This is a genomic window from Bradyrhizobium sp. PUT101 (assembly GCF_052043945.1).
Lineage (GTDB): Bacteria > Pseudomonadota > Alphaproteobacteria > Rhizobiales > Xanthobacteraceae > Bradyrhizobium.
This window is the reverse complement of sequence record NZ_CP197207.1, coordinates 5,732,496-5,754,976: the sequence shown is the minus strand read 5'-3', so window position 1 is coordinate 5,754,976 and position 22,481 is coordinate 5,732,496. Positions and strand designations below refer to the sequence as shown.

Below are 22,481 nucleotides of genomic sequence, written 5' to 3'. Positions count from 1 at the left end.
CACTTATTCAGCCGCTTCAGCAAGCGGAATAGCGGAATGCTCATCGCTCCCATGCTGCGGCGCGGCAGGCTGTTCCGGGGTACCGGCCTCATCCAGGCTCTTCCTGAACCACAGGGCGTAGAGGCCCGGCAGATACAGGAGCGTGAGGAAGGTCGCGACGAACAGGCCGCCCATGATGGTGATCGCCATCGGGCCCCAGAAGGCCGAGCGCGACAGCGGGATCATGGCGAGGATGGCGGCGAGCGCCGTCAGCACCACGGGCCGGGCGCGGCGGACGGTGGCTTCCACGATCGCCTCGCGCCGGGTCAGGCCGTGCGAGACGTCGGTCTCGATCTGGTCGACCAGGATGACCGTGTTGCGCATGATCATGCCGGCAAGCGCGATCAGGCCGAGCAGCGCCACGAAGCCGAACGGGGCATTGGCGACGTTGAGGCCGAGCGAGGCGCCGACGATGCCGAGCGGCGCGGTCAGGAATACCAGGATCAGGCGCGAGAAGCTCTGAAGCTGGATCATCAGCAGCGTCAGCATCACCATGACCATCACCGGGAAGAGGATGAAGATCGAGGCGTTGCCCTTGGCGGATTCCTCGAACGCGCCGCCGGGCTCGATCCGGTACGCCGGCTCGAGGTGATCCTTGATCGCCTTCAGCTTCGGCGTGATCTGGTTGGTGACGTCGGGCGCCTGCACGCCGTCGACGACGTCTGAGCGCACGGTGATCGCCATGTCGCGGTTGCGCCGCCACATGATCGGTTCCTCATGGGCATATTCGATCTTGGCGATCTGCTGCAGCGGCACGGCAACGCCATTGCGCGAGGTGATGGTGAGATCACCGACACCGCCGAGGTCGAGGCGCTCGGACGGGATCGCACGGGCGACCACGCCGACCTTCTCGATGCCGTCGCGCACGGTCGTGACCTGCGAGCCCGAGATCAGCATCGACAGCGCTTGCGAGACGTCCTGCGGGGTCAGGCCCATGGCGCGGGCGCGATCCTGGTCGACGACGAGCTTGAGGTAAGGCGACTGCTCGTTCCAGTCGAGCTGGACGTCCTTGACGCTCTTGTTCTGCCGCATCACGTCGCGGACCTGGTAGGCGATCTCGCGGACCTTGTTGGGGTCGGGGCCGATCACGCGGAACTGGACGGGGAAACCGACCGGAGGACCGAAGTTGAAGCGGTCGACGCGCACGCGCGCCTCGGTCAGGAAGCCCTCGGCAGCCGCGTTCTCGATCTTGGCCTTGATGCGCTCACGCGCCTCGACGCCCTTGGCGACGATGACGATCTCGGCGAAGGCCTCGTTCGGAAGCTGCGGATTGAGGCCGAGCCAGAAGCGCGGCGAGCCCTGGCCGACATAGGAGGTATAGGTCTCGATGTCCTTGTCGTCCTTCAGCAGCGTTTCGGCCTTCTTCACCGCCTTCTCGGTGACGTTGAAGGCGGTGCCCTCGGGCAGGCGCAACTGGAGGAACAGCTCGGGCCGCTCCGACAGCGGGAAGAACTGCTGCTGCACATGGCCGAAGCCGACGATCGAGGCGACGAAGACGCCGACGGTCGCGACCACGACGGTGATGCGGTGATTGACACACCATTGCACGATGGCACGCAGGCCACGGTACATGCGGGTCTCGTAGACTGCGTGCGGATCGTGGTTCTGGTGCGCCTTCATATCCGGGAGCAGCTTGACGCCGATATAGGGCGTGAAGATCACCGCCACGAACCAGGAGGCGACCAGCGCGATCGCCACGATCCAGAAGATGCTGCCGGCATATTCGCCGACCGCGGAATTGGCAAAGCCGATGGGGAGGAAGCCGGCTGCCGTGACCAGCGTTCCCGTGAGCATCGGAAATGCAGTTGATTCCCAGGCAAAGGACGCCGCGCGCACGCGGTCCCAGCCCTGCTCCATCTTCACCACCATCATCTCGACCGCGATGATGGCGTCGTCGACGAGCAGGCCGAGCGCGATGATCAGCGCGCCGAGCGTGATGCGGTGCAGGTCGAGCGACATCGTGTTCATGACGATGAAGACGATGCCGAGCACCAGGGGCACCGACATAGCGACCACGATGCCGGTGCGCCAGCCGAGTGCCAGGAACGAGACGAACAGCACGATGACGAGCGCTTCCATGAAGGAATGCACGAACTCGCCGACGGCGTGCTCGACCACCTTGGGCTGGTCGGCAATCAGCTTGACGTCGATGCCCTGCGGGACGGCCTTCATGAACTCGTTGGTCGCCTTCTCGACCTCCTTGCCGAGCTCGAGAATGTTGGCGCCCTTGGCGGTGACGACGCCGATGCCGATCGCGGGCTTGCCTTCCTGGCGCACGATGAAGCTCGGCGGATCGACATAGCCATGGGTGACGGTGGCGATGTCGCCGAGCCGGAACACACGGCCGTTGCTCTCGACCGGGGTCTCAGCCACGGCCTTGGCACCGTCGAGTGCGCCGGTGACGCGCAGCGGCACGCGCTGCGACGAGGTTTCGACCGTGCCGGCCGGCGTCACGTTGTTCTGCTTGGCGAGCGAATCGAACAGCGCCTGCGGCGTGATGCCGAGCGTGGCGAGCTTGGCGTGGGAGAACTCGACGAAAATACGCTCGTCCTGATTGCCGTAGACGTCGACCTTGGTCACGCCGGGGACCTTGAGGAGGCGCTGACGGAATCCTTCCGAGACCTTCTTGAGCTGAGCATAATCGGCGCCGTCGCCGGTCATCATGTAGAGGATGGAATCGACGTCGGAGAACTCGTCGTTGACGACGGGTCCGAGAATGCCGGAGGGCAGCTGGCCCTGCACGTCGACCAGCTTCTTGCGCAGCAGATAGAAGAGATAAGGCACGTCCTTCGGCGGCGTGTTGTCGCGGAACGTGACCTGGAGCGCGGTGAAAGCGGGCTTGGAATAGGTCTGCACCTTCTCGAAATAGGGCAGCTCCTGGATCTTCTTTTCGATGGGATCGGCGACCTGGGTCTGCATCTCCTGCGCGGTCGCGCCGGGCCATATCACGGAGACGTTGACCACCTTCACCGTGAAGAACGGATCCTCGGCGCGGCCGAGCTTCTCGTAGGAGAAGAAGCCTGCGACGCCGAGCACGATCATCAGGAAGAGAACCAGCGTCGGATGGCTGACGGCCCAGGCCGAAAGGTTGAAGCGCTTCATCGCTCTCTCCGAAAGAAGATCCAGTTGCAAATACGACAGCCGCTCTATTCACCCCGTCATCGCGAGGCAGCGAAGCAATCCAGGGGGCTGGGCAGGTTCTGGATCGCTTCGCCGCTTCAGCCCTCGCATTTGCGCTCGGGCCGAAACTCGCCTCACACGACGTAACTCGACTTCTCCAGTCATTCCGGGGCGCCCGCAGGGCGAACCCGGAATCTCGAGATTCCCCGGTGCGAAATTGCGCACCTGTGGTCTGGTCCTTCGGACCATCCCGGAATGACGGGAATTAGAAACTCAGTGATGAAACGATCCGCACCCGCTGACTCGGATCGAGCTTCTGCACGCCGAGGGCGACGATCTTGGCGCCCTCTTCCACGCCGCCCGTGATGACGACGTCCTTGCTCTCGTAGGACTTCACCGTCACTGGTTTCAGCGCGACCGAGCCGTTGTCGTCGACGACGTAGAAAGACGGCTTGCCGCCTTCGTTGAACAACGCCGATAGCGGCAGCCGGGCGACGCGCTCGGTTGCGGCGTCAGACAGCGTCAGCGTCGCCGTCATGCCGAGCGCGACCTTGTCGTCGGCCTCAGGCAGCGAGAACTTTGCCAGATAAGTGCGCGTGGCCGGGTCGGCCGCCGGCGCGATCTCGCGCAGCTTGGCCGCATACTTCTTGTTCGGCTCGGACCAAAGAGTGACGCTGGCGACGCCCGACTTGGCGCGTCCGACCAGCGTCTCAGGGATCGCGACGACCGCTTCCTTCTCGGCAAAGCGGGCGACACGGATCGAAGCCTGGCCCGCGGCAACCACCTGGCCGGGCTCGATCAGCGTTGCGGTGACGACGCCGCGGGCATCGGCAACAAGCGTCGCGTAGGAAAGGGAATTCTTAGTCAAATCGACCGAACGCTCGGCCCGGTTCAGGCGCGCACGGGCCTCGTCGGCGGCGGCGCGACTCGAATCCAGCTGCGCATCGGTGGTCCAGCCCTTGGCCTTCAGGTCCTTGGCGCGCTGCTCGGCGGCGGCGGCCTGGGCCAGCACGCCGGTCGCGGCGGTCTGCTCGGCGACGGCCTGCTCGGCCTGGAGCTTCAGGTCGACCTCATCGAGAGTGGCCAGCGGCTGACCAATTTCGACGGTCTGGCCGACCTCGACCAGGCGCTTGGCAACCTTGCCGGCGACGCGGAAGCCGAGATCGCTCTCGATCCGCGGCCGGATTGTGCCGACGAAGCTGCGCTCCGGCGTCTCGGCTTTGTAATGGGCGGTAGCAACCAAAACCGGCCGCGGCGGCTCGGCCTTCTCGGCCACAGTATCATTGCACCCGGCCAGGGCGGCGGCCATCAGGGCCAGCGATACACCCACCAAGAGCTTGGAATAGCTGGACAAAACCGACCGGACGAACATCGAAGAACACTCCTGCATCTCGACTGGCGGGAGTGTCGACTAAGGACTGACGAAAGTCAATAATCGTCAGTCATCAGGAAAGCGTGATCGTTAAGGGGTGGTAAGGATTGGGATGGCCATATTGCGAAGGTGCGATGGTAGAGTGGGCAACCGGACTTGTCCGTCGGAGCCCGGCGGGCGAAGGCAGAGCGCGCCCAACCTTCAGCCCGGGAGGAGATGGTGGGCACGGAGCGCGACAAGCGCGCCTTTTGCCCACCGTGCGACGGCCCCCTTACCGCCCCTGCTCGGCGAACTCGTGCTTGCTGTCGTGGCCGCCGACGAAGACCAGGATGCCGGCGATCAGGGGCAGCACGGCGAGGACGAGCAAACCGGTCGAGGTCTGGCCGGTGGCTTCCTTGACCCAGCCGATCAAATAGGGCCCGCCGAAGCCGGCGAGGTTGCCGATCGAGTTGATCAGGGCGATGGCGCCGGCCGCCGCCGTGCCGGACAGCCAGGCGGTCGGCAACGTCCAGAACACGCCGAAGCAGCAGAACACGCCGATCGCGGCGACCGTCAGCGCAGCCATCGTCAGGATGGGATCGGTGAGAGAGGAGGAGATGCCGAGCGCGACGGCGGTGAGCAGCAGCGGTGCGCCGACATGCATGACCCGCTCGCGGCTCGCATCCGAATGCCGCGCCCACAGGATCATCGCAATGGTGCCGAACAAATACGGGATCGCGGTGACGAAGCCGGTTTGCGCGTTGGTGAGGCCGAACGCCTTGACGATCTGCGGCAGCCAGAACTGCATGCCATAGAGCGCACCGACGAAGCCGAAATAGATCAGGCTGAGCGCGATCACCTTCGGTGACGACAGCGCTTCGCCCAGCGAGAAGTGCTTCACCGCCTGCTTTGCCGCGATCTCCGAGTCGAGCTTCGCCTTCAACCAGGCCTTCTGCTCGGCCGAGAGCCAGTCCGCCTTCTCCGGCTTGTCGGTGAGATAGAACCAGGTGACGATGCCGAGCAGCACGGACGGGATGCCCTCGATGATGAACAGCCACTGCCAGCCCTTCAGCCCCATCATGCCGTCGAGCCCGAGCAGCAGGCCCGAGATCGGCGCGCCGATCACGGTCGAGACCGGCACGGCGATGGCGAAGGCCGCGAGGAAACGGGCGCGATACTGCGCCGGATACCAGTAGGTGAGATAGAGGATGATGCCGGGGAAGAAGCCGGCCTCGGCGACGCCGAGCAGGAAGCGCAGGACGTAGAAGCTCGTGACGCCGCTGACCATCGCCATCAGCGCCGAGATGATGCCCCAGGTCACCATGATGCGGGCGATCCAGCGGCTTGCGCCGAATTTTTCCAGCGCGAGATTGCTCGGCACCTCGAAGATGAAATAGCCAATGAAGAAGATGCCGGCGCCCCAGGAGAAGATCAGCGGCGTGAATTTCAGCTCCGCATTCATCGTCAGCGCGGCAAAGCCGAGATTGACCCGGTCGAGATAGGAGAAGAAATAGGCCAGCACCAGGAACGGAATCAGGCGCCAGGAGATGGCGCGGATGGTCGAGGTTTCGATGTCGCTCTTGCTGGCGCTGTTGGCACCGCCGGCGGAACCGGCATAGGTGGTCTGGCTCATGGCTTCCCCCCAGGGTTGTTGCTTTTGTGGGCTAAGTGGCGGTTTTGAGCATCGCGGGCAAAGAGTCAATGGAGCGAGCAATGCACGGGACGCAGCCGGATAAACCCGTTGCGCCGCTCCGGACATCGCTGATCCGCGCCGTCCTCGCCGCGGTGGTGATCGTCTGCGGGTTGTGCTTGCGCTGGTACGGCTTTCCGCTCGGGCTTCCGGCCTTCGTGGTGAAATATGGCGGCTCGCTCTTGTGGGCGACGATGGTGTTCTTGCTGGTCGGGGTTGCGCTGCCTCGGCTGACGCGGACGCAGATTGCGGCCATCGCGGTGGTGATTGCAGGCGTCGTCGAATTCTCCCGGCTCGTGCACACGCCATGGCTCGATGCGTTCCGGCTGACAACGGCCGGCGCGCTGCTGCTCGGGAGAATCTTTTCGCCGTGGAATTTGGCCGCTTATGCGGTCGGGATTGCCTTCGGCGTTTGGATCGATCGGCTCGTCCAACGGCGTAGGGAGGAATAGCGCGCGGCTGCGCAGAGCGCTGATCGCCCTACGCAGATTTCACTCCGCCAATTGAAACCGCTCGAATCGGTCGAGCTCTTCTTCGATCACACGCTTGAGCTCCCGTCGTCCCGCCGCCTTCTTGCCCTGCCCGACCCAGGTCCATTTCTGCATCAAGAGCTTCTTCGCCTGCCGGTCGGTCTTGAGATCGAGGGCGGCGACGATCTCGTCGCCGACCAGCACGGGCAGCGCGAAGTAGCCGAGCTTGCGCTTGGCCTTCGGCACATAGGCTTCGAACAGATGGTTGTAGCCGAAGATGAGATTGGTGCGCTTGCGCTGGATGATCAGGGGATCGAACGGCGAAAGAATGTGGACGAGATCGGGCGACGGCCCCTCGCCGCCCGCCTCCAGCGCTGCGGGCGAGGCCCAATGCTCCTGCTTGCCGGCGCCCTCGAGCGTAACAGGCACGAGCTCGCCGCGGCGGACGCGCGCGGCGATCAGGCGCGCGACCGGCTTCTTGCTCGGCGCGTCGAGATGGCAGATCGAATCCAGGCTGACGACGCCCTGCGAGCGCAGCGCGCGATCGAGCGGATAGGCCGTGATCTCCCGCGCGGAGGCCGGCTTCGGCGGTTTGTCCCACCCGAAATGCCGCGCCATCAGCTCATAGGTCTTCAGCATGCCCTGGCGCTCGCTGATGGTGACGGCGCCGGTATAGAAGGCGAGTTGCAACGCGCGCTTCGACGGCTTGCGGCTCTGCCACAGGTGCTCCTTTTCGACGAGCACGTCGTCCTCGATGTCGCGGATCGTCAGCGGGCCGGCGCGCAGCAGTCGCATCACCTTGCGCGTGTCGGCCGGCTTCACCGAGGCGAACCATCCGTGTCCCTCGCGCCGGTGCTCGCGCATCGCCGGCAGGAAGAACCGGAAGTCGCTGCTCGGCACGTAGGACAGCGCATGGGTCCAGTATTCGAACACGCTCTTGTCGACGCTCTGGGCCTGACGCAGGTCGGCGCGACGGTAGGACGGGATCCTGCTGAACAGGATGTGGTGATGGCAGCGCTCGATGACGTTGATGGTGTCGATCTGCACATAGCCGAGATGAGCAGTCGCGTCGGCGATGGCCTGAGCGCCCTCCCCGAACGGCGCGCGCAGGTCGAGCCGCTGGGCATGCAGCCAGATCTGCCGGGCCTGTGCCGTCGAGAGCGGATGGGGTTTCGGGGCGCGGGGCATTGCGGAATGCAATGTAGCCGGATTCGCCGCAAGGCAAGAAGCAGGGACACGAAAAAGCCGCGCTGACATCTGCTGCCAGCGCGGCCATGACGTCCGGGATCGGCGGGGGGCCCTACTTCATCGCCATCGCCTTCTCGGCGTTCATATAGTGCTTGCAGGCTCCGCGCATGTTCCCTTTGCTCATGTCGGAATTGGCCGATGCCATCGACTTCCTCGCTGCGATCTTGCCCGGCGTGTCTTCGCCGCCCATCCCCGCAACGAGCTTCGCCATATTTGCACTGGTGCACGCCATCTTGGCGGCGGATGCGGGGGACAGCGCAAGCGCCACGAATGCCGTCGCGAGCAACAGGGTCTTCATCAATTTTCTCCTCCAGAAAGGAAGCCGGCCTGATGCCGGCCACCGCAACTGCCATTCTTCAGCGGCAAGTTTTTCAGGGAGAAGACACTTCGTTGTCGCGCTGCCGAATCAGCCCCCTCTCAGCCTGCGGCTTTTGGGCGCTCCCGGTCGCGACAGTCAGGATCTCCGCGGGGCGATTTCGAATGTGAGGAAGATCACATCGAGGCCTTTGAACCTGCCCTAGGCTCGCAGCATCAAATCGCCATCAGGCGTAACAGCGAGGATACGACAATGACCCGTTTTGATAAGTCTTTTGGACTGAAGGCGATGATTATCTCCGCAGCGCTGTCGATGACGGCGGGCCTGGCTCTGGCCGGCGACAACAATGTCTCCACCGATAAAATCCTGGAGGCACTGAAGCCCAAGCCGGCAACCCGCGGCCTGTCCATCGGTCCGCAGGCCGACACGACCGCGCAAGCCAGGGAATCGACCTTCCTGAACACGGTGCGCAACCGCTCGACCCGGTCGCTCTCGACGGGCGAGCGCGAGCAGATCGCCGAGTTAGCTGCGACCAAGCCGAAGATCGATCTGGAGATCCAGTTCGACTACAACTCGGCCGACATAGCCAAGACGTCGGTGGCATCGGTGCAGGCGCTCGGCAAGGCGCTGTCCGATCCGGCGCTGAAGGGCTCGACCTTCGTGGTCGCCGGCCACACCGACGCGATCGGTGGCGAAGCGTACAATCAAGGGCTCTCCGAACGGCGCGCCGACACCATCAAGAAGTACCTGGTGCAGAACTACGGCCTCAACGGCACCGATCTCGTCACCGTCGGCTACGGCGAGACCAAGCTGAAGGATGCCGCCAACGGCGCCGACCCGACCAACCGCCGCGTCCAGGTCGTGAACATGGACACCAAGACCGCAGCGAAGTAATTCGCAGTCGTCGCGCCAGACACGCCGCTTGCCGCAGCCCCGGCAGGCGGCGAAGTCATATCCAGCTTTGGAACAGCATCAGGCGGCCGAAGGTTCGCATGGACGTGCCGAGGAAGGCCGCGGAGATCGGCAGCATGACCGCAAAGCCGGCTGCAGCGACGCCGACATAGGCCCACAGCAGCCAGCGCGGCAGCCCCTCCCGGCGCAGCACATAGACCAGCGCCAGCGAGGCCGCGGTCGCGGCCGGCAGATAGTAATAGATGAAGCCGAGCGTACGCGGCAGCAACGCCCAGGCGAGCCAGGGACCGAAATAGAATGCCGCGATCAGGAATGCATCCCACCGCCGGGCGACGATGAAATCGCGCAGCACCACAACGAGGGCGAGCAGAGCCGGCCAGAGCACCAGCGGATTGCCAAGAAAGACGATCGCAGCGACGTTGTCATCTCCCGTCTTGTCGAACAGGAACCACACCGGGCGCGCGAGCAACGGCCAGGACGGCCATGCGCTCATATAGGTGTGGCCGGCGATGGCCGTCGTGGTGTTGTCGGCGAAGATCCGCCGCTGCGCCTCGATCAGATCCGGCGGTGACACTCCATAGAGGGGGACGAAAGCGGCAAGATAGGCCACCGTCGGCAGGACGGCGAAGCAGAGCGCGACGTGATGCAGCCTCAAGCCGCGCCAAAGCTCCGGCCGATACCAGTCGTCCGGCTTCGCGTCGGCAAACAGCGTACGCCAACCCTGCATCAGGCGGATCACCGCAACGATCACGATGCAGACGCCAAGCGGAAACAGGCCGCTCCATTTGCAGGCCGCAGCACAGCCGAACAGGCTGCCCGCGAGCGCGAACATTGCCTGCGGCCGCTCTCTGCGAAAACCATGCATGAAGGCGGCGGTCGCGAGCAGGCCGAAGCCGAGCGCAAAGATGTCGAGCATCGCGATGCGCGCCTGCACGTACAGCATCTGGTTGAGGCCTGCGAACAGCGCCGCGGCGATCGCCGGCCCTTGCGCGGAAAACAGCGCGAGGCCGCACAGATAGATCGCGACGATCGCCAGCGCGCCGAACAACGTCGCGGGGTAACGCCAGCCGAACGCGTTGTCGCCGAAGGTTGCGATCGATGCCGCGATCAGCTCCTTGGCCAGTGGCGGATGCATCGGATTGAGCATCGGCTGCGACATCACAGGCGCCAGCATCTGCCGCGCCGCCGGGACGTAATGCACCTCGTCGAAGACGAATTTTTCCGGCGTGGTGAGACCGATCAGCAGCGCCAGATGCGCAACCAGGAAAATCGCGACAGCAAGCACTGCGCTCGGCGACAGCCCTGGAACTGCGAGCGATTCAGGCGGCTGCTGTTGAGATATTTTGCGTGGCAAATCTGCGTCACCGCGGACAAAAATAAAGGTCGCGATCTCATTGAACGCATTCTGTCGCAACTGTCACTAAGCATAGCGCACGTCCCGCGCCGCTTGTGATAATTACGCCACATCGCAAGCGAGCGCGATCCGGTACGATCAGGGACACATCGATCGGTTGCGAAATGAATTTGCGTTTTTGGCTTTTCTCCATCCTCTCGTTGGCCACATTGGGCGCCGGCTCTAGCGCGCAGGCGCAGACTCGCGTCGGCGAAGCCGTCGTGATCCAGAACGAGGTTGTGCGCGTGGCCGCGACCACGACGCCGATCAATGTCGGAGACAGCATGCTGCGCGACGAGACCGTGCGGACCGGCGCCGACAGCGCGGCGCGTTTCGTGATGGCCGACAGCACCAATCTGTCGCTCGGCCCGAGCGCCACGCTGAAGCTCGACCGCACCGTCTTCAACGACGAGCGCAGCTATCGCGACGTCGCGATCCGCATGACCACCGGCGCCTTCCGCTTCGTCACCGGACGTTCCGACAAGGCCGCTTACAAGATCACGACGCCGCTTGCGACCATCGGTGTGCGCGGCACTACGCTCGACATTCTCTCGCAACGTGGGCGCTCCGTGGTCGTGCTTCAGGACGGCGCGGCCAGCGTCTGCACCAAGAGCTCCCAGTGCGTGCAGCTCACCCAGCCAGGCGACACCGCGATCATCACCTCGACCGGCGGCAAGGTCGGCATCACCAAGGCCAACACGCCGCCCTGGACGTTTGCCGCCAACTGCGCCGCGAGTGCAGGGCTTTGTGCCGTCAACCAATATGCCGGCGCCTCGCCGACCATCACGCCAGCCGTCCAGGACGACGGCATGCTGTGCGGGCGCTGACGATGACGAAATACCGCTTCCGGCGCCTCATCCTCATCGGCGTGCTGACCGCCGCGTCCGCATTTGCGCTTGTCGCCTCGGGGGCCCGCCCGGCGGCCGCGCAGGCGTCGGAGTGCGGGTCCGAGTGCGGCGAGCCGACGCCTTATCCGTCGCCGACCTACTCGCCCTCGCCAGCGCCCTCCCCGAGTCCTACGCCCTCACCAAGCCCTGCGCCCTCACCGTCGCCGAGCCCGTATCCTTCCCCCAGCCCATATCCGTCGCCGAGCCCGACACCGACCGGCGCGGCTTCCAGCGGCAGTTCGATCGGCGGCCTCGCCAACCAGCGCTTCAACCAGATGATCACCAACCGGGTGCTCGGCACGGTGCTGCTCGGCGTCAACGAGCAGATCAATTGCGGCGACTGCATCAGCGCATTCGGCTCGGCCGGCTCGTTCTCGGCCGGCATCCACGGCCGCAAGGCGCTGACCAACAATCTGTCGCTGCTCGCCGGCATCGCCTACACGCACTACGACGGGCGTGGCTACGAGATCACCAGCGCACCGATCGGCGCTTTTGCGTTGCGCTATGACTTTACCGATTGGGGCTCGTCGCGGCCGTTCTTCGACGTCGGCACGATCCTGACGCCATGGGAGAAGGCGCGCTACACGCGCAGCTACGATACCAGTCTCGGCCCGGTGAGCGTGACCAGCTCGACCAACGTCTCGAACTACGCCGTCTACGGTCGCGCCGGCTGGATAAGCCGCCTCTCGCCGCGCGACGAGGTCGCGGCCTCGATCGAGGTCTGGCAGCTCTGGCAGCGCGTCTCCGGCTACAGCGACAGTACGGTGGCGTTCAATCCATTCGACGCCAGCATCGCTGATGGCACCGACCGCACCAGCCTCGTCAAGATCGGCGGCCAGTGGACGCATCTCTTCGGCAGCAACATCGAGACAAACATCAATGGCGGCTGGGTGCAGTCGTTTGCGAGCCACAGCGGCATCGTCGCCACCGTAACCGGCAACGGCGTGGTGGTGCCGACCATGGGCAACCAGGGCTGGTTCGAATATGGCGGCCGCCTCGGCTTCCGCGTGCAAAAGGGCTGGATCGTGGATCTCTTTGCCAACGGCACGTTGGGCCCGCAGCCGGTCGGGAACACGATCCACGGCGGCGTCGGGCTGCGGATAAATTATTAGGACGGAGACCTCGCTCCAAATTCCGCTGTCATGTCCCGCGAAGGCGGGACATCCAGTACGCCGCAGCCCATCCGCTCAATCACTGCCGTCTCGGAGTACTGGATCGCCCGGTCAAGACCGGGCGATGACAATGAGCATGTGGCAGGAGCCTGTGACCTCAGGCGGCCGACTTGCCCTCGAACGCCTGACGCAGGACGGCCACGTCGAGCTTGACCATCTTCATCATGGCCTGTACCGCGCGCGCGGCCGCTGCCTTGTCCGGGCTCGACAGGAACTCGAACATCACTTTCGGCACCACCTGCCAGGCCACGCCCCAGCGATCCCTGAGCCAGCCGCACTGCTCTTCCTTGCCGCCGTGGGCGAGGAACGCGTTCCAGACGCTGTCGACCTGCGCCTGGTCGTCGCAATGGATCATCAGCGAGATCGCGTGGGTGTATTCCATCTTCATGCCGCCGTTGAGCGCGACCAGGGGCTGTCCGGCCATCGTGAACTCGACGACGAGCACGGAGCCTTCCTTGCCGGAGGGGCCGTCCGAAACGTTGCGCTGGACGTGCGTGATCGCCGAATTCGGAACGAGCGAGACGTAGAATTTTGCGGCGTCCTCGGCATCGCCGTTGAACCACATGCAGGGCACGAGCTTGGACATCGTGAATGCTCCTCTTCAGATCTTCCGGGTTCGGATCAGGCGTTTGCCATCTCGGGCTGCAGAGGGGCGGCCGCGAGGTCCATCCAGTTCACACCCCACATATGGCCATCGGGATCCTCGAAGCTGCGGCCGTACATGAAGCTGTATTCGTCCTTCGGACCGGGATCGGCCACTCCGCCTGCCGCCGCAGCCTTGCCGACGATATCGTCGACGTCGCTGCGACTGTCCGCGGACAGGCAGAGTAGCACCTGGTTCGAGGTCCTGGCATCCGCGATCGGCTTCGGCGTGAACTGGCGGAATTTGTCGTGGGTCAGCAGCATGGCGAAAATGGTCTCGGAAAAGACCATGCAGCTCGCGGTCTCGTCGCTGAATTGCGGATTCTTGACCGCACCGACCGCCTCATAAAAGGCGGTCGCGCGCTTGAGGTCGGTCACCGGCAGGTTGACGAAGATCATCTTGGGCATCGGAAGCTCCTCGGGTGGGGTTCTGCCCAAGGACGGACGGCCAGGCCGTCATCCGACACCGCTTCCGACTAATTTTTCGGACCCCGATCTGCGGGGTTCTGTCGCACCGAACCCCGCGCGCCGAGCAGCCTTACTTCTTCTCGTTGGGATCGCGGTGCACCGGGTCGATCCAGAGCACGGTCTCGGGCTTCTCCACCGGCTCGATGTCGAGATTTATCGCCACCGCCTCGCCGTCGCTGCGCACCAGCACGCATTCCAGCACCTCGTCCGGGCTGGCGTTGATCTCCTGGTGCGGCACGTAGGGCGGGACGAAAATGAAGTCGCCGGGGCCGGCTTCCGCGGTGAACTGCAGGCTCTCGCCCCAGCGCATCCGCGCCTTCCCCTTCACCACATAGATGACGCTTTCGAGATGGCCGTGATGATGCGCGCCGGTCTTGGCATCCGGCTTGATGCTGACCGTGCCCGCCCACAATTTCTGCGCGCCGACGCGTGCGAAATTGATGGCAGCCGCGCGGTCCATACCGGCCGTCGAGGGCACGTTCGTGTCGAGCTGGTTGCCCGGAATGACGCGCACGCCGTCATGTTTCCAGCGATCGTCGTGATCGTGTGCATGATGCGAGTGCGAGTGATCATGGCCGGTCATGGGTACTTGCTTTCTGTTGGTTCCGTGCGCGGCAAACTAACCCAAAGCCGCAGCCGCAAGCCATACCAAAATCGGAACCCTCGTAGCCGCTCAGCGTTGTCATTGCGAGCAAACCGAGAGGAGAATTTCATGGGCAGCACCACTGACAAGATCAAGGGCACCGCGAACGAGGCGATCGGCAAGGCCAAGCAGGGCATCGGCGAAGCCACCGGGTCCGATCGCATGAAGGGCGAGGGCGTGGTCCAGGAAGTGAAGGGCAAGGGCCAGCAGGCCATGGGCGACGCCAAGGATGCCGCGAAGGATGCGATGGATCGCGCCGCCGCCGCGGCAAAACGCGCGACGGAGTGACGCGCTTAGAGCTGAAAGCGAAAAGACCGGCCGAAAGGCCGGTCTTTTTGTTTGTGCAGTCATTCCGGGGCGGCGCGAAGAGCCGAACTATGGTGCGCGATTGCGCACCTGAGAAATCTCGAGATTCCGGATTCGATGCTGCGCATCGCCCCGGAATGACGGCTACGCCGTCACTTCACCGCGAGCAATTCCACGTCGAACATCAGGGTCGCGTTCGGCGGGATCACGCCCCCCGCGCCGCGCGCGCCATAGCCGAGCTGCGGCGGGATGATCAGCGTGCGCTTGCCGCCGACCTTCATCGAGGCAACGCCCTCGTCCCAGCCGGCGATGACGCGACCCTTGCCGATCGGGAATTCGAACGGCTCCTTGCGATCGACAGAGGAGTCGAATTTCTTGCCCTTCTGGCCGTTCTCATAGAGCCAGCCGGTATAGTGCATCACGCAGATCTGACCGGGCTGCGGCGAGGCACCGGTGCCGACGGTGGAGTCGATGATCTGCAGGCCTGAAGCTGTGGTCATGGTCTTTCCTGCGGTCTGGGCCGAGGCCGTGGTGGAAACGAAATCGGACACGCCACCGATCACGGCGATCGCGAGTGCCGACACGATAGCGAGGAGCATGCGCTGAAAACGCTGCATAGGGCACCTTCCATTTGAGGCGGGAGGTGTCTAACCCAACGACGTCGCCGTTTCCACCCCTCAGACCTCGATATTTTCCAGCCGCACCGGCAGCTTGCGGATGCGCTGGCCGGTGGTGATAGATCGCGTTGCAGATCGCTGCATTGGTGCCGACATTGGCAAGCTCGCCGAGGCCCTGCGCCCACCGGGTTGATGTGATCGTCCTGCTCGGAGAGCATGATGACCTCGACGCTGGGCACATCGGCATTCACGGGCACGAGGTAGTCGGCAAGATTGTCGTTGACGTAGCGCGCATTGCGCTCGTCGATCTCGGTGGCCTCCAGCAGCGCCGAGGACATGCCCCAGATCAGGCCGCCCATCAGCTGGCTGCGCGCCGTGCGCGGATTCATGATCCTGCCTGCAGCGAACGCGCCGACCAACCGGGGACAACGGATCTCGTGCGTGAAGCGGTTGACGCGGACCTCGACGAACTCGGCGCCGAAGGCGTAGGCGATCTTGTCCTTCATTTGATGGCCGCCGACGAACCGAGGCTGCCCGGCATGCATGGCCCTGAACGAGTCCGGCGGTGCGCCCTCCGGCTTCCATTCGCCATATTCCTCGACAACGCCGACATCGGAACCATCGCACTTCCGGCAGCACCGGCCAAGAAGGCGCGGCGATTGAATTAACTTGGAGCAATGAGTGCAGTTCCGAACGAGAAAGGGCGGCGCAGCAAATGCCGCGCCGCCCTTCGTCAACTTTTCCTGATCTTGCGCGCGGAACCCCGCGCGAGCTCAATAGCCGAGGGCGCAGCCGTCCTTGCGCGGATCGGAGCCGCCCGTGAGCGTGCCCTTGTCCCAGTCGATCCAGATCGCCTGGGCGCCGCCGAGCGGGCCGACCACGCTGGTGGTCTTGTGGCCAATCTTCTTCAAGCCTTCGACGATCGCAGCCGGCACGCTGTCCTCGAGTTGATATTGGCCCTCGTAATGCAGGCCGCGCGGCATGTCGATCGCCTCCTGCACGTCGCAGCCGTAGTCGAGGATGTTGGTCAAGACATGGGTCTGGCCGGTCGGCTGATACTGGCCACCCATCACGGCGAACGACATTGTCGAACGGCCGCCCTTGGTGAGCAGGCCCGGCATGATCGTGTGCAGCGGGCGCTTGCCGCCTTCGATGCAGTTGGGATGGCCGGGCTGGATGCGGAAGCCGCCGGCACGGTTCTGGAACAGTACACCGGTCTTGTTGGAGACGATGGCCGAACCGAAGGAATGCGCGACCGAATTGATGAACGAGCAGACGTTGCGGTCCTTGTCCACCACCGTGATGTAGATGGTCGAGGGGTTCATCGGCGGCGCAACGTTCGGCAGGTCAAGCATGCCGTCCATGCGGATCTTGCTGATGTACTCGTCGGCAAAGCCCCTCTCGAGCATCTCGGCGACGTTGATCCTCATGTGCTCGGGAGAAGCGACATGCATCTCGCGGTTCATGTAGGCGATGCGCGCGGCTTCCGCCTCGAGATGGAACCGCTCGACGCTAACGGGCGCGTACTTGGTCAGATCGAAACGCGACAGGATGTTGAGCATCAAGAGCGCGGTGACGCCCGGGCCGTTCGGCGGGCACTGCCAGAAGTCATAGCCCTTGTACATGGTGCCGATCGGCGTCGTTACCTCAGTGGTGTGCGCGGCGAAATCGTCGAGCGTGTGCAGGCCGCCGATTCCCCTGAGGGTCTCGACCATGTCTTCCGCGATCGGCCCCTTGTAGAAGGCGTCGCGGCCATCCTTGGCGATCGCGCGCAGGGTCTTGCCGAGCTCGGCCTGGCGAATGACGTCGCCGGCCACCGGCGGCTTGCCGCCCGGCAACAGGTAGCGCACGGTGTTGGTACCATTCTTCAGCTTCTCGAACTGGTTCTTCCAGTCGAAGGCGATGCGGGGCGCGACGACGTAGCCTTCCTCGGCCGCCTTGATCGCGGGCTGAAGCAGCCGGTCGAAACCGAACTTGCCGTGGTCGCGCAGAACCGTCGCGAAGGCGTCGATCACGCCTGGGATCGAGACCGCATGCGCCGATGTCAGCGGCACCGAGTTGATCTTGCGCTCGAGATACCAGTCGGCGTTGGCCGCCTTGGGCGCGCGGCCGGAGCCGTTATAGGCGATGATCTTGCCCTCGCCGCGCGGCTGGATCAGCGCAAAACAGTCCCCGCCGATACCGGTCGACTGCGGCTCGATCACGCCGAGCAGGGCAGAGCCGGCAACGGCCGCGTCCACCGCGGTGCCGCCCTCGCGCAGCACCTCGATCGCCGCGAGCGAGGCTTGCGGATGCGAGGTCGCGACCATCGCGTTGGTGGCGTGGACCGTGGACCTGCCGGGGAAATGGAAGTTTCTCATCGAATTTCTTGCTCTCTTGGCCGTGGGCGCGAGTGGCGCGCCATCTCGAAAACCGCGTCTACATGACACATTCCGGCCCGGCGGGGCAATGCTGGCATACCAGGAAAATGGCTGCCATCCGCTGGACGTATGGAGTTTTCGACGCTGGCGGCCATGCGGGTTTTCCGGATGGCTGCCGCCTGCTAAACGAGCCGCCATGTCCGATCCGAATTCGGCGACCAAGGTCGCGGCCCTCTATCAATTCGTCGCCCTCCCGGAATACCGCGAGCTGCGCGAGCCGCTGCGCGCCTTCTGCGCTGGCCTTAAGCTGAGGGGCAGCGTGTTGCTGGCGCAGGAGGGCATCAACGGCACCGTCGCCGGTACGCCGGAGGCGATCGATGCCTTCGCCCATGAACTCGCACACGGCGACATGTTCGGCGGCAGGCTCGACAAGCTCGAATTGAAATTCTCGACCGCGGAAGCGATGCCGTTCGGGCGGCTCAAGGTGCGGCTTAAGAAGGAGATCGTCACGCTCGGTGACGAGACTGTCGATCCGACCCGCCAGGTCGGCACCTATGTCGATGCTGCCGAGTGGAATGCGCTGATTGCGAGGCCCGACACGCTGCTGCTCGACACCCGCAACGCCTTCGAAGTGGCCATGGGGACGTTCGAGGGCGCGATCGACCCCGGCATCAAGAGCTTTGGCCAGTTCAAGGATTTTGCCGCAATTGAGCTCGATCCGGCAAGGCACCGCAGGATTGCGATGTTCTGCACCGGCGGCATTCGCTGCGAGAAGGCGAGCGCGCATCTGCTCGCGCGCGGCTTTGCAGAGGTCTATCACCTCAAAGGCGGCATTCTCAAATATCTCGAGGAGGTGCCGGAGGCTGAGAGCCGCTGGCGCGGCGAATGCTTCGTGTTCGACGAGCGCGTGGCGCTCGGCCACGGTCTGCGAGAACTTGGCTTGCGCGAACGGAGCCTGCGCGAACAAAAATTGGGGCACGGCCGTGACGAATGAGATCAAGACGCTGAGCGAGCGCATCGACACGCTGGAGACGCGCCTTGCCTACCAGGACGACGCGATCGAGACGTTGAACCAGACCATCACCGCGCAGTGGAAGCAGATCGACACGCTGACGCGGCAGATCGCGCAGCTCCATGAGCGGCTCCAGGAGGCCGAGGCAAATGCGCCGGGGCCCGCCAACGAGCGTCCGCCGCATTATTGATCGGTCTTACTCGCCGGACGCCTTGGGCAGCAGGTTCATGACCTCGCCGGACATCACCAGGCGATCGCGGCCTGCGTCCTTGGCGGCGTAGAGCGCCCGGTCGGCAGCTTCGATCAGCGAGGCCACACCCGCCGTGCGCTCCAGCGCCGGCCGGCAGGTCGCGCCGCCGACCGAAGCGGTGACGCATCCAGCCGCCAGATTGGTGCTATGAACGAGGCCGGCCTTGTGAATGGCACTGCGGATCCGCTCGCCGACCCGGGCGCAGCCGGCGGCGTCGATGTTCGGCAGCAGCACGGCGAACTCCTCGCCGCCATAGCGTGCCGCCAGATCGCCGGCGCGCTGCGTTTCGGCCGCGATGATCTCTGCGATCCGGCGCAGGCAGGCATCGCCCGCGGGATGGCCGTATTCATCGTTGTAGGCCTTGAAGTGGTCCACATCGATCATCAGCAGAGCAAGGCTTGAGCGGTCGCGATAGGCACGCGCCCATTCCTCCTTCAGCCCCTCGTCGAAGCGGCGACGATTGGCGAGGCCGGTGAGGCTGTCCTCGATCGCAAGCGTCTCCAGCCTGGTCTCCAGCCTCTTCTGCTCGGTGATGTCGCGCGAGATCGCGACCACGCCATCGACGTTGCCGTTGCCCTTGCGGGTCACCCGCATGGTCGATTCGAGCCAGACTTCGCCGTTCTGCCGGTGCGCGTTGCGGTAGGTGAAACGCGCCTCCTCCTTCTCGCCGCGCTTGATGGCGTCGACGATCGCCTGGACCTCGGGCAGATCCTCCGGATTGATGCCCGCAAGAGCCGGCGTGCCGATCAGCTGATTGGGGCGCCAGCCGACGACGCGGACCGACGAGGGCGAGACATAGCGCAGCCGCTCGTCGAGGCCGATGCGTGTCACCATGTCGCTGGAGCCTTCGGCGAGCAGACGGAAATGCGCCTCCTTCTCGGCCAGCGCGACGGCCATGCGCTGGCCCCGGTGCAACTGCCGCACCAGCACGCCGCCGATGACCGCGATCAGCATCACCAGCGCGAGCACGTAGAGCATGCGGGAGATTGCCGCGGCGCGCCAGGGCGCGAGCAGCTCGTCCTTGTCGACCGTGGCAACCAGGAGAAGCGGGAAGCGGCTGCTGCGATTGAAGAAGCTGACGCGTTCGGCGCCGTCCAGCGGCGACTTGAAGTGATAGGCGCCGCTCGGCCGCTGCAGGCTCGGCTCGCGGAAAAAAGGCGTGTCGACGACGCTACGTCCGACGAATTTCTCGTTGCCGGGATTGCGCGCGAGGATCATGCCGTCGCCATGCGTCAGTGTCACGGAGCTGTTGCGGCCGATCTCGAACTGCTCGTAGAAATGCGAAAGATATCTGGAGCTGATGGTCGCGAGCACCACGCCGCCGAAGCTGCCGTCCTGCTTGTTGAAGCGGCGCGACAGGGGGACGACCCATTCGCCATCGAGCAGGCTCTTCACGGGACGGCCGACATAGGCCTCGCGCTTCGGCGAGAGCCGGTGATATCGGAAAAATGCATCATCGCTGAGGGTCGAGCCGATCGTACCGGGCGAGGTCAGCCAGTTGCCCTGATCGTCGATGATGTCGAGGCCGTGGATACGGGTGATCGCCTTCTTGCGTGCGTCCAGGAGGTTTCCAAGCTTGGCGACCGTGGCTGGAGCAGTGCCATCCATCTCCAGCCGGCTGACCACGCCGACGACGCCGGAATCCAGGAGATCGAGGCTGTCCTCTGCATGCTGTGTCAGCGAACGGGCGACGTTCGCCATCTCCGTCTCGGCACCCTTGAGCACTGCGTCGCGTGCCGCCCACTCGCGCCAACCACTGACGCCGAGGATGGTCGCGCAGGTCAGCAAGACGAAGGCCGCCGCGCGCAGCGGCAGGCGGCTCCATCCAGCTCGTTGGGTAGCAACGCTCATGCGGCAATGTCCTCCGGTCGACCGGAAACTCTGCCGCTTCTGTTAGTGAATTCTGAAATCACTACCGGAATACGTGGCGATCGACCCGCTTCCAGTAGTCCTACGGACGCAACGATCAACGCATCGCTAACAAGGCATTAGCAAGCCTGTCGGAATCCGGCGCGCCCGCCGCTGCTAGCTGAAGATGGCCTTAACCTTGTCCCAGAGCGAGGGGTGGTGGTCGGCATCCGCATCGGCCTTCGAAGGCGTCGGTTGCGCGGCACTCACGGGATCGGAAGCAGGGAACGTCCCCTTCAGCCCGGCGTCGAGCTTGGCGTTGCGGTCGGCAGCGAGCGCATCGTGCGGGTCTTCGGCGTGCTTGTCGTGCGGCGCGGGATTGAATGTCTCAGCCATGATCTCCTCCATGGGCTGATCAACGCGGGCCGATCGCGCCGGTTCCCCTGTTCCGCTGAGGGCTGGGGGTGTATCAGGAACCATAACCTTCCGCAGGATCATTCGTGCCCCAGTCTCCGACGAAACCTTTCATCGACGTGCTCTCCGGCCAGCGCCAGACCATCCCGCCTGTGTGGATGATGCGCCAGGCCGGGCGCTACCTTCCGGAATATCGCGAGGTGCGCGCCAAGGCAGGCGGCTTCCTCGATCTCTGCTTCAATCCCGAGCTTGCCGCCGAGGTGACGCTGCAACCGATCCGCAGGTTCGGCTTCGATGCGGCGATCATCTTCTCCGACATTCTGGTGATCCCCTATGCGCTCGGACGCTCGGTGCGGTTCGAGGTCGGCGAGGGCCCGCGGCTCGAGCCGCTGGACGATCCAGCCAAGGTCGCGACGCTGGCGCCGCGCGTCGACCTGGGCAAGCTCAAGCCGGTGTTCGAAGCGCTGAAGATCGTGCGCGGCGCGCTCGATCCCAGGATCGCGCTGATCGGCTTTTGCGGCGCGCCCTGGACGGTTGCGACCTACATGGTCGCGGGGCACGGCACGCCGGACCAGGCGCCCGCCCGGATGATGGCGTACCGCCATCCTGAAGCCTTCTCAGAGATCATCGACGTGCTGGTCGACAGCTCGATCGAGTATCTGTTGGCACAGCTCGCCGCCGGTGCCGACGCGTTACAGATCTTCGACACCTGGGCCGGGGTGCTGCCGCCCGCCGAGTTCGCGCGCTGGTCGACCGAGCCGACACGGCGCATCGTGGAGGGCGTGAGGGCCAAGGTGCCGGAAGCGAAAATCATCGGCTTCCCCCGCGGGGCCGGCGCGCTGCTGCCTGGCTATGTCGAGGCGACCGGCGTCGATGCGGTCAGCATCGACTGGACCGCGGAGCCGGCCTTCATCCGCGAGCGCGTGCAAAGCAAGGTCGCCGTGCAGGGCAATCTCGATCCGCTGGTGCTGATCACAGGCGGTTCCGCGCTCGACCGCGCGGTCGACGATGTGCTGGCCAATTTCGCGCAGGGGCGGCTGATCTTCAACCTCGGCCACGGCATCCAGCCGGAAACGCCGATCGCTCATGTCGAGCAGATGCTGAAGCGCGTGCGGGGCTGAACGGCGGGCGGACTCTCCGCATCGTCATGGCCGGGCTTGTCCCGGCCATCCACGCCTAACCAACCGGTGCCAAGAACGTGGATGCCCGGGACGAGCCCGGGCATGACGACCTCACGTGATCGCGGTCCAACAAAAACTGCGAAAACAACCCCATGCACAGTAGACAAGTCATTGAAAACTCTAGGCCTGCATGATTCACCCC

The 22,481-nt window shown here is 64.5% G+C and carries 21 protein-coding genes and 1 pseudogene; 8 read left to right on the top strand and 14 right to left on the bottom strand.

Annotated features, from left to right (window positions below):
• Positions 1-3: 3 nt before the first annotated feature.
• The 3 genes from ACSHT2_RS27595 to ACSHT2_RS27585 form a co-directional block, all read right to left on the bottom strand.
• The gene (locus tag ACSHT2_RS27595; RefSeq protein ID WP_440637816.1) at positions 4-3,141 is read right to left on the bottom strand and encodes an efflux RND transporter permease subunit; all 3,138 of its coding nucleotides are present in this window, start codon (positions 3,139-3,141) and stop codon (positions 4-6) included.
• A gap of 283 nt (positions 3,142-3,424) precedes the next feature.
• Positions 3,425-4,531: an efflux RND transporter periplasmic adaptor subunit gene (locus tag ACSHT2_RS27590; RefSeq protein WP_440637815.1), complete on the bottom strand. Its 1,107-nt coding sequence runs from the start codon at positions 4,529-4,531 to the stop codon at positions 3,425-3,427.
• 271 nt (positions 4,532-4,802) lie between these two features.
• The gene (locus ACSHT2_RS27585; RefSeq protein ID WP_440637814.1) at positions 4,803-6,143 is read right to left on the bottom strand and encodes an MFS transporter; all 1,341 of its coding nucleotides are present in this window, start codon (positions 6,141-6,143) and stop codon (positions 4,803-4,805) included.
• 80 nt (positions 6,144-6,223) lie between these two features.
• Between ACSHT2_RS27585 and ACSHT2_RS27580 the strand changes: the two genes are divergently transcribed.
• Positions 6,224-6,652, top strand: a complete 429-nt coding sequence (locus ACSHT2_RS27580; RefSeq protein WP_440642946.1) for a DUF2809 domain-containing protein — start codon at positions 6,224-6,226, stop codon at positions 6,650-6,652.
• Between the two features lie 39 nt (positions 6,653-6,691).
• Here ACSHT2_RS27580 and ACSHT2_RS27575 read toward each other — a convergent pair whose 3' ends face one another.
• Positions 6,692-7,858, bottom strand: coding sequence for a winged helix-turn-helix domain-containing protein (locus tag ACSHT2_RS27575; RefSeq protein WP_440637813.1), 1,167 nt, complete (start codon positions 7,856-7,858; stop codon positions 6,692-6,694).
• 112 nt (positions 7,859-7,970) lie between these two features.
• On the bottom strand, positions 7,971-8,216 hold the full coding sequence (locus ACSHT2_RS27570; protein WP_061028668.1) for a hypothetical protein: 246 nt from the start codon (positions 8,214-8,216) through the stop codon (positions 7,971-7,973).
• Between the two features lie 270 nt (positions 8,217-8,486).
• Here ACSHT2_RS27570 and ACSHT2_RS27565 point away from each other — a divergent pair, with 270 nt between their 5' ends.
• Positions 8,487-9,128: an OmpA family protein gene (locus tag ACSHT2_RS27565; RefSeq protein WP_440637812.1), complete on the top strand. Its 642-nt coding sequence runs from the start codon at positions 8,487-8,489 to the stop codon at positions 9,126-9,128.
• A 55-nt stretch (positions 9,129-9,183) separates the two neighbouring features.
• On the opposite strand, the gene ACSHT2_RS27560 is transcribed toward ACSHT2_RS27565, so the two are convergent.
• On the bottom strand, positions 9,184-10,446 hold the full coding sequence (locus tag ACSHT2_RS27560) for a phospholipid carrier-dependent glycosyltransferase (protein ID WP_440642945.1): 1,263 nt from the start codon (positions 10,444-10,446) through the stop codon (positions 9,184-9,186).
• Between the two features lie 218 nt (positions 10,447-10,664).
• Here ACSHT2_RS27560 and ACSHT2_RS27555 point away from each other — a divergent pair, with 218 nt between their 5' ends.
• Positions 10,665-11,366, top strand: a complete 702-nt coding sequence (locus tag ACSHT2_RS27555) for a FecR family protein (protein WP_440637811.1) — start codon at positions 10,665-10,667, stop codon at positions 11,364-11,366.
• A gap of 2 nt (positions 11,367-11,368) precedes the next feature.
• Positions 11,369-12,538 (top strand): hypothetical protein, encoded by a 1,170-nt coding sequence (locus ACSHT2_RS27550; protein ID WP_440637810.1) that lies wholly within the window; start codon positions 11,369-11,371, stop codon positions 12,536-12,538.
• A gap of 157 nt (positions 12,539-12,695) precedes the next feature.
• Here ACSHT2_RS27550 and ACSHT2_RS27545 read toward each other — a convergent pair whose 3' ends face one another.
• The 3 genes from ACSHT2_RS27545 to ACSHT2_RS27535 all read right to left on the bottom strand — a co-directional run bounded on the left by ACSHT2_RS27545 (position 12,696) and on the right by ACSHT2_RS27535 (position 14,291).
• Positions 12,696-13,184, bottom strand: coding sequence for a VOC family protein (locus tag ACSHT2_RS27545; protein ID WP_440637809.1), 489 nt, complete (start codon positions 13,182-13,184; stop codon positions 12,696-12,698).
• 35 nt (positions 13,185-13,219) lie between these two features.
• On the bottom strand, positions 13,220-13,648 hold the full coding sequence (locus ACSHT2_RS27540; RefSeq protein WP_440637808.1) for a VOC family protein: 429 nt from the start codon (positions 13,646-13,648) through the stop codon (positions 13,220-13,222).
• Positions 13,649-13,778: 130 nt separating this feature from the next.
• Entirely contained in the window at positions 13,779-14,291 is a 513-nt protein-coding gene (locus tag ACSHT2_RS27535) for a cupin domain-containing protein (RefSeq protein WP_271526723.1), read from the bottom strand.
• 129 nt (positions 14,292-14,420) lie between these two features.
• Between ACSHT2_RS27535 and ACSHT2_RS27530 the strand changes: the two genes are divergently transcribed.
• On the top strand, positions 14,421-14,639 hold the full coding sequence (locus tag ACSHT2_RS27530; protein WP_319330225.1) for a CsbD family protein: 219 nt from the start codon (positions 14,421-14,423) through the stop codon (positions 14,637-14,639).
• Positions 14,640-14,809: 170 nt separating this feature from the next.
• Here ACSHT2_RS27530 and ACSHT2_RS27525 read toward each other — a convergent pair whose 3' ends face one another.
• The 3 genes and pseudogenes from ACSHT2_RS27525 to ggt all read right to left on the bottom strand — a co-directional run bounded on the left by ACSHT2_RS27525 (position 14,810) and on the right by ggt (position 17,634).
• Positions 14,810-15,274 carry an FKBP-type peptidyl-prolyl cis-trans isomerase gene (locus tag ACSHT2_RS27525; RefSeq protein WP_440637807.1) on the bottom strand — a complete coding sequence of 155 codons (465 nt, stop codon included), beginning with the start codon at positions 15,272-15,274 and terminating at the stop codon, positions 14,810-14,812.
• A gap of 60 nt (positions 15,275-15,334) precedes the next feature.
• Positions 15,335-15,897 (bottom strand): annotated as a pseudogene (locus ACSHT2_RS27520) (molybdopterin cofactor-binding domain-containing protein); the annotation flags it as partial.
• 150 nt (positions 15,898-16,047) lie between these two features.
• Complete coding sequence (ggt, locus tag ACSHT2_RS27515) at positions 16,048-17,634, bottom strand: gamma-glutamyltransferase (protein ID WP_440637806.1); 1,587 nt, start codon at positions 17,632-17,634, stop codon at positions 16,048-16,050.
• A gap of 196 nt (positions 17,635-17,830) precedes the next feature.
• On the opposite strand from ggt, the gene trhO reads away from it, so the two are divergent.
• Both trhO and ACSHT2_RS27505 read left to right on the top strand, forming a co-directional pair.
• Positions 17,831-18,628, top strand: a complete 798-nt coding sequence (gene trhO / locus ACSHT2_RS27510; protein ID WP_440637805.1) for an oxygen-dependent tRNA uridine(34) hydroxylase TrhO — start codon at positions 17,831-17,833, stop codon at positions 18,626-18,628.
• The gene (locus tag ACSHT2_RS27505) at positions 18,618-18,836 is read left to right on the top strand and encodes a SlyX family protein (RefSeq protein WP_440637804.1); all 219 of its coding nucleotides are present in this window, start codon (positions 18,618-18,620) and stop codon (positions 18,834-18,836) included. The genes trhO and ACSHT2_RS27505 overlap by 11 nt, the downstream gene beginning before the upstream one ends.
• Positions 18,837-18,842: 6 nt before the next feature.
• On the opposite strand, the gene ACSHT2_RS27500 is transcribed toward ACSHT2_RS27505, so the two are convergent.
• Both ACSHT2_RS27500 and ACSHT2_RS27495 read right to left on the bottom strand, forming a co-directional pair.
• Positions 18,843-20,747: a diguanylate cyclase gene (locus tag ACSHT2_RS27500; protein WP_440637803.1), complete on the bottom strand. Its 1,905-nt coding sequence runs from the start codon at positions 20,745-20,747 to the stop codon at positions 18,843-18,845.
• Positions 20,748-20,921: 174 nt separating this feature from the next.
• Positions 20,922-21,140, bottom strand: a complete 219-nt coding sequence (locus ACSHT2_RS27495; protein WP_440637802.1) for a hypothetical protein — start codon at positions 21,138-21,140, stop codon at positions 20,922-20,924.
• Between the two features lie 104 nt (positions 21,141-21,244).
• On the opposite strand from ACSHT2_RS27495, the gene hemE reads away from it, so the two are divergent.
• The gene (gene hemE / locus ACSHT2_RS27490) at positions 21,245-22,279 is read left to right on the top strand and encodes a uroporphyrinogen decarboxylase (RefSeq protein ID WP_440637801.1); all 1,035 of its coding nucleotides are present in this window, start codon (positions 21,245-21,247) and stop codon (positions 22,277-22,279) included.
• The last annotated feature ends 202 nt before the right edge of the window (positions 22,280-22,481 follow it).

What these genes read in the sequence shown, in the direction of transcription:
- ACSHT2_RS27580 (WP_440642946.1), top strand. Translation starts at nt 6,224, where the DNA reads ATGCACGGGACGCAGCCGGATAAACCCGTTGCGCCGCTCCGGACATCG.
- ACSHT2_RS27590 (WP_440637815.1), bottom strand. Translation starts at nt 4,531, where the DNA reads ATGTTCGTCCGGTCGGTTTTGTCCAGCTATTCCAAGCTCTTGGTGGGT.
- ACSHT2_RS27585 (WP_440637814.1), bottom strand. Translation starts at nt 6,143, where the DNA reads ATGAGCCAGACCACCTATGCCGGTTCCGCCGGCGGTGCCAACAGCGCC.
- ACSHT2_RS27565 (WP_440637812.1), top strand. Translation starts at nt 8,487, where the DNA reads ATGACCCGTTTTGATAAGTCTTTTGGACTGAAGGCGATGATTATCTCC.
- ACSHT2_RS27595 (WP_440637816.1), bottom strand. Translation starts at nt 3,141, where the DNA reads ATGAAGCGCTTCAACCTTTCGGCCTGGGCCGTCAGCCATCCGACGCTG.
- ACSHT2_RS27575 (WP_440637813.1), bottom strand. Translation starts at nt 7,858, where the DNA reads ATGCCCCGCGCCCCGAAACCCCATCCGCTCTCGACGGCACAGGCCCGG.
- ACSHT2_RS27525 (WP_440637807.1), bottom strand. Translation starts at nt 15,274, where the DNA reads ATGCAGCGTTTTCAGCGCATGCTCCTCGCTATCGTGTCGGCACTCGCG.
- ACSHT2_RS27535 (WP_271526723.1), bottom strand. Translation starts at nt 14,291, where the DNA reads ATGACCGGCCATGATCACTCGCACTCGCATCATGCACACGATCACGAC.
- ACSHT2_RS27550 (WP_440637810.1), top strand. Translation starts at nt 11,369, where the DNA reads ATGACGAAATACCGCTTCCGGCGCCTCATCCTCATCGGCGTGCTGACC.
- ACSHT2_RS27545 (WP_440637809.1), bottom strand. Translation starts at nt 13,184, where the DNA reads ATGTCCAAGCTCGTGCCCTGCATGTGGTTCAACGGCGATGCCGAGGAC.
- ACSHT2_RS27540 (WP_440637808.1), bottom strand. Translation starts at nt 13,648, where the DNA reads ATGCCCAAGATGATCTTCGTCAACCTGCCGGTGACCGACCTCAAGCGC.
- ACSHT2_RS27530 (WP_319330225.1), top strand. Translation starts at nt 14,421, where the DNA reads ATGGGCAGCACCACTGACAAGATCAAGGGCACCGCGAACGAGGCGATC.
- ACSHT2_RS27495 (WP_440637802.1), bottom strand. Translation starts at nt 21,140, where the DNA reads ATGGCTGAGACATTCAATCCCGCGCCGCACGACAAGCACGCCGAAGAC.
- ACSHT2_RS27500 (WP_440637803.1), bottom strand. Translation starts at nt 20,747, where the DNA reads ATGAGCGTTGCTACCCAACGAGCTGGATGGAGCCGCCTGCCGCTGCGC.
- ACSHT2_RS27570 (WP_061028668.1), bottom strand. Translation starts at nt 8,216, where the DNA reads ATGAAGACCCTGTTGCTCGCGACGGCATTCGTGGCGCTTGCGCTGTCC.
- ggt (WP_440637806.1), bottom strand. Translation starts at nt 17,634, where the DNA reads ATGAGAAACTTCCATTTCCCCGGCAGGTCCACGGTCCACGCCACCAAC.
- ACSHT2_RS27555 (WP_440637811.1), top strand. Translation starts at nt 10,665, where the DNA reads ATGAATTTGCGTTTTTGGCTTTTCTCCATCCTCTCGTTGGCCACATTG.
- trhO (WP_440637805.1), top strand. Translation starts at nt 17,831, where the DNA reads ATGTCCGATCCGAATTCGGCGACCAAGGTCGCGGCCCTCTATCAATTC.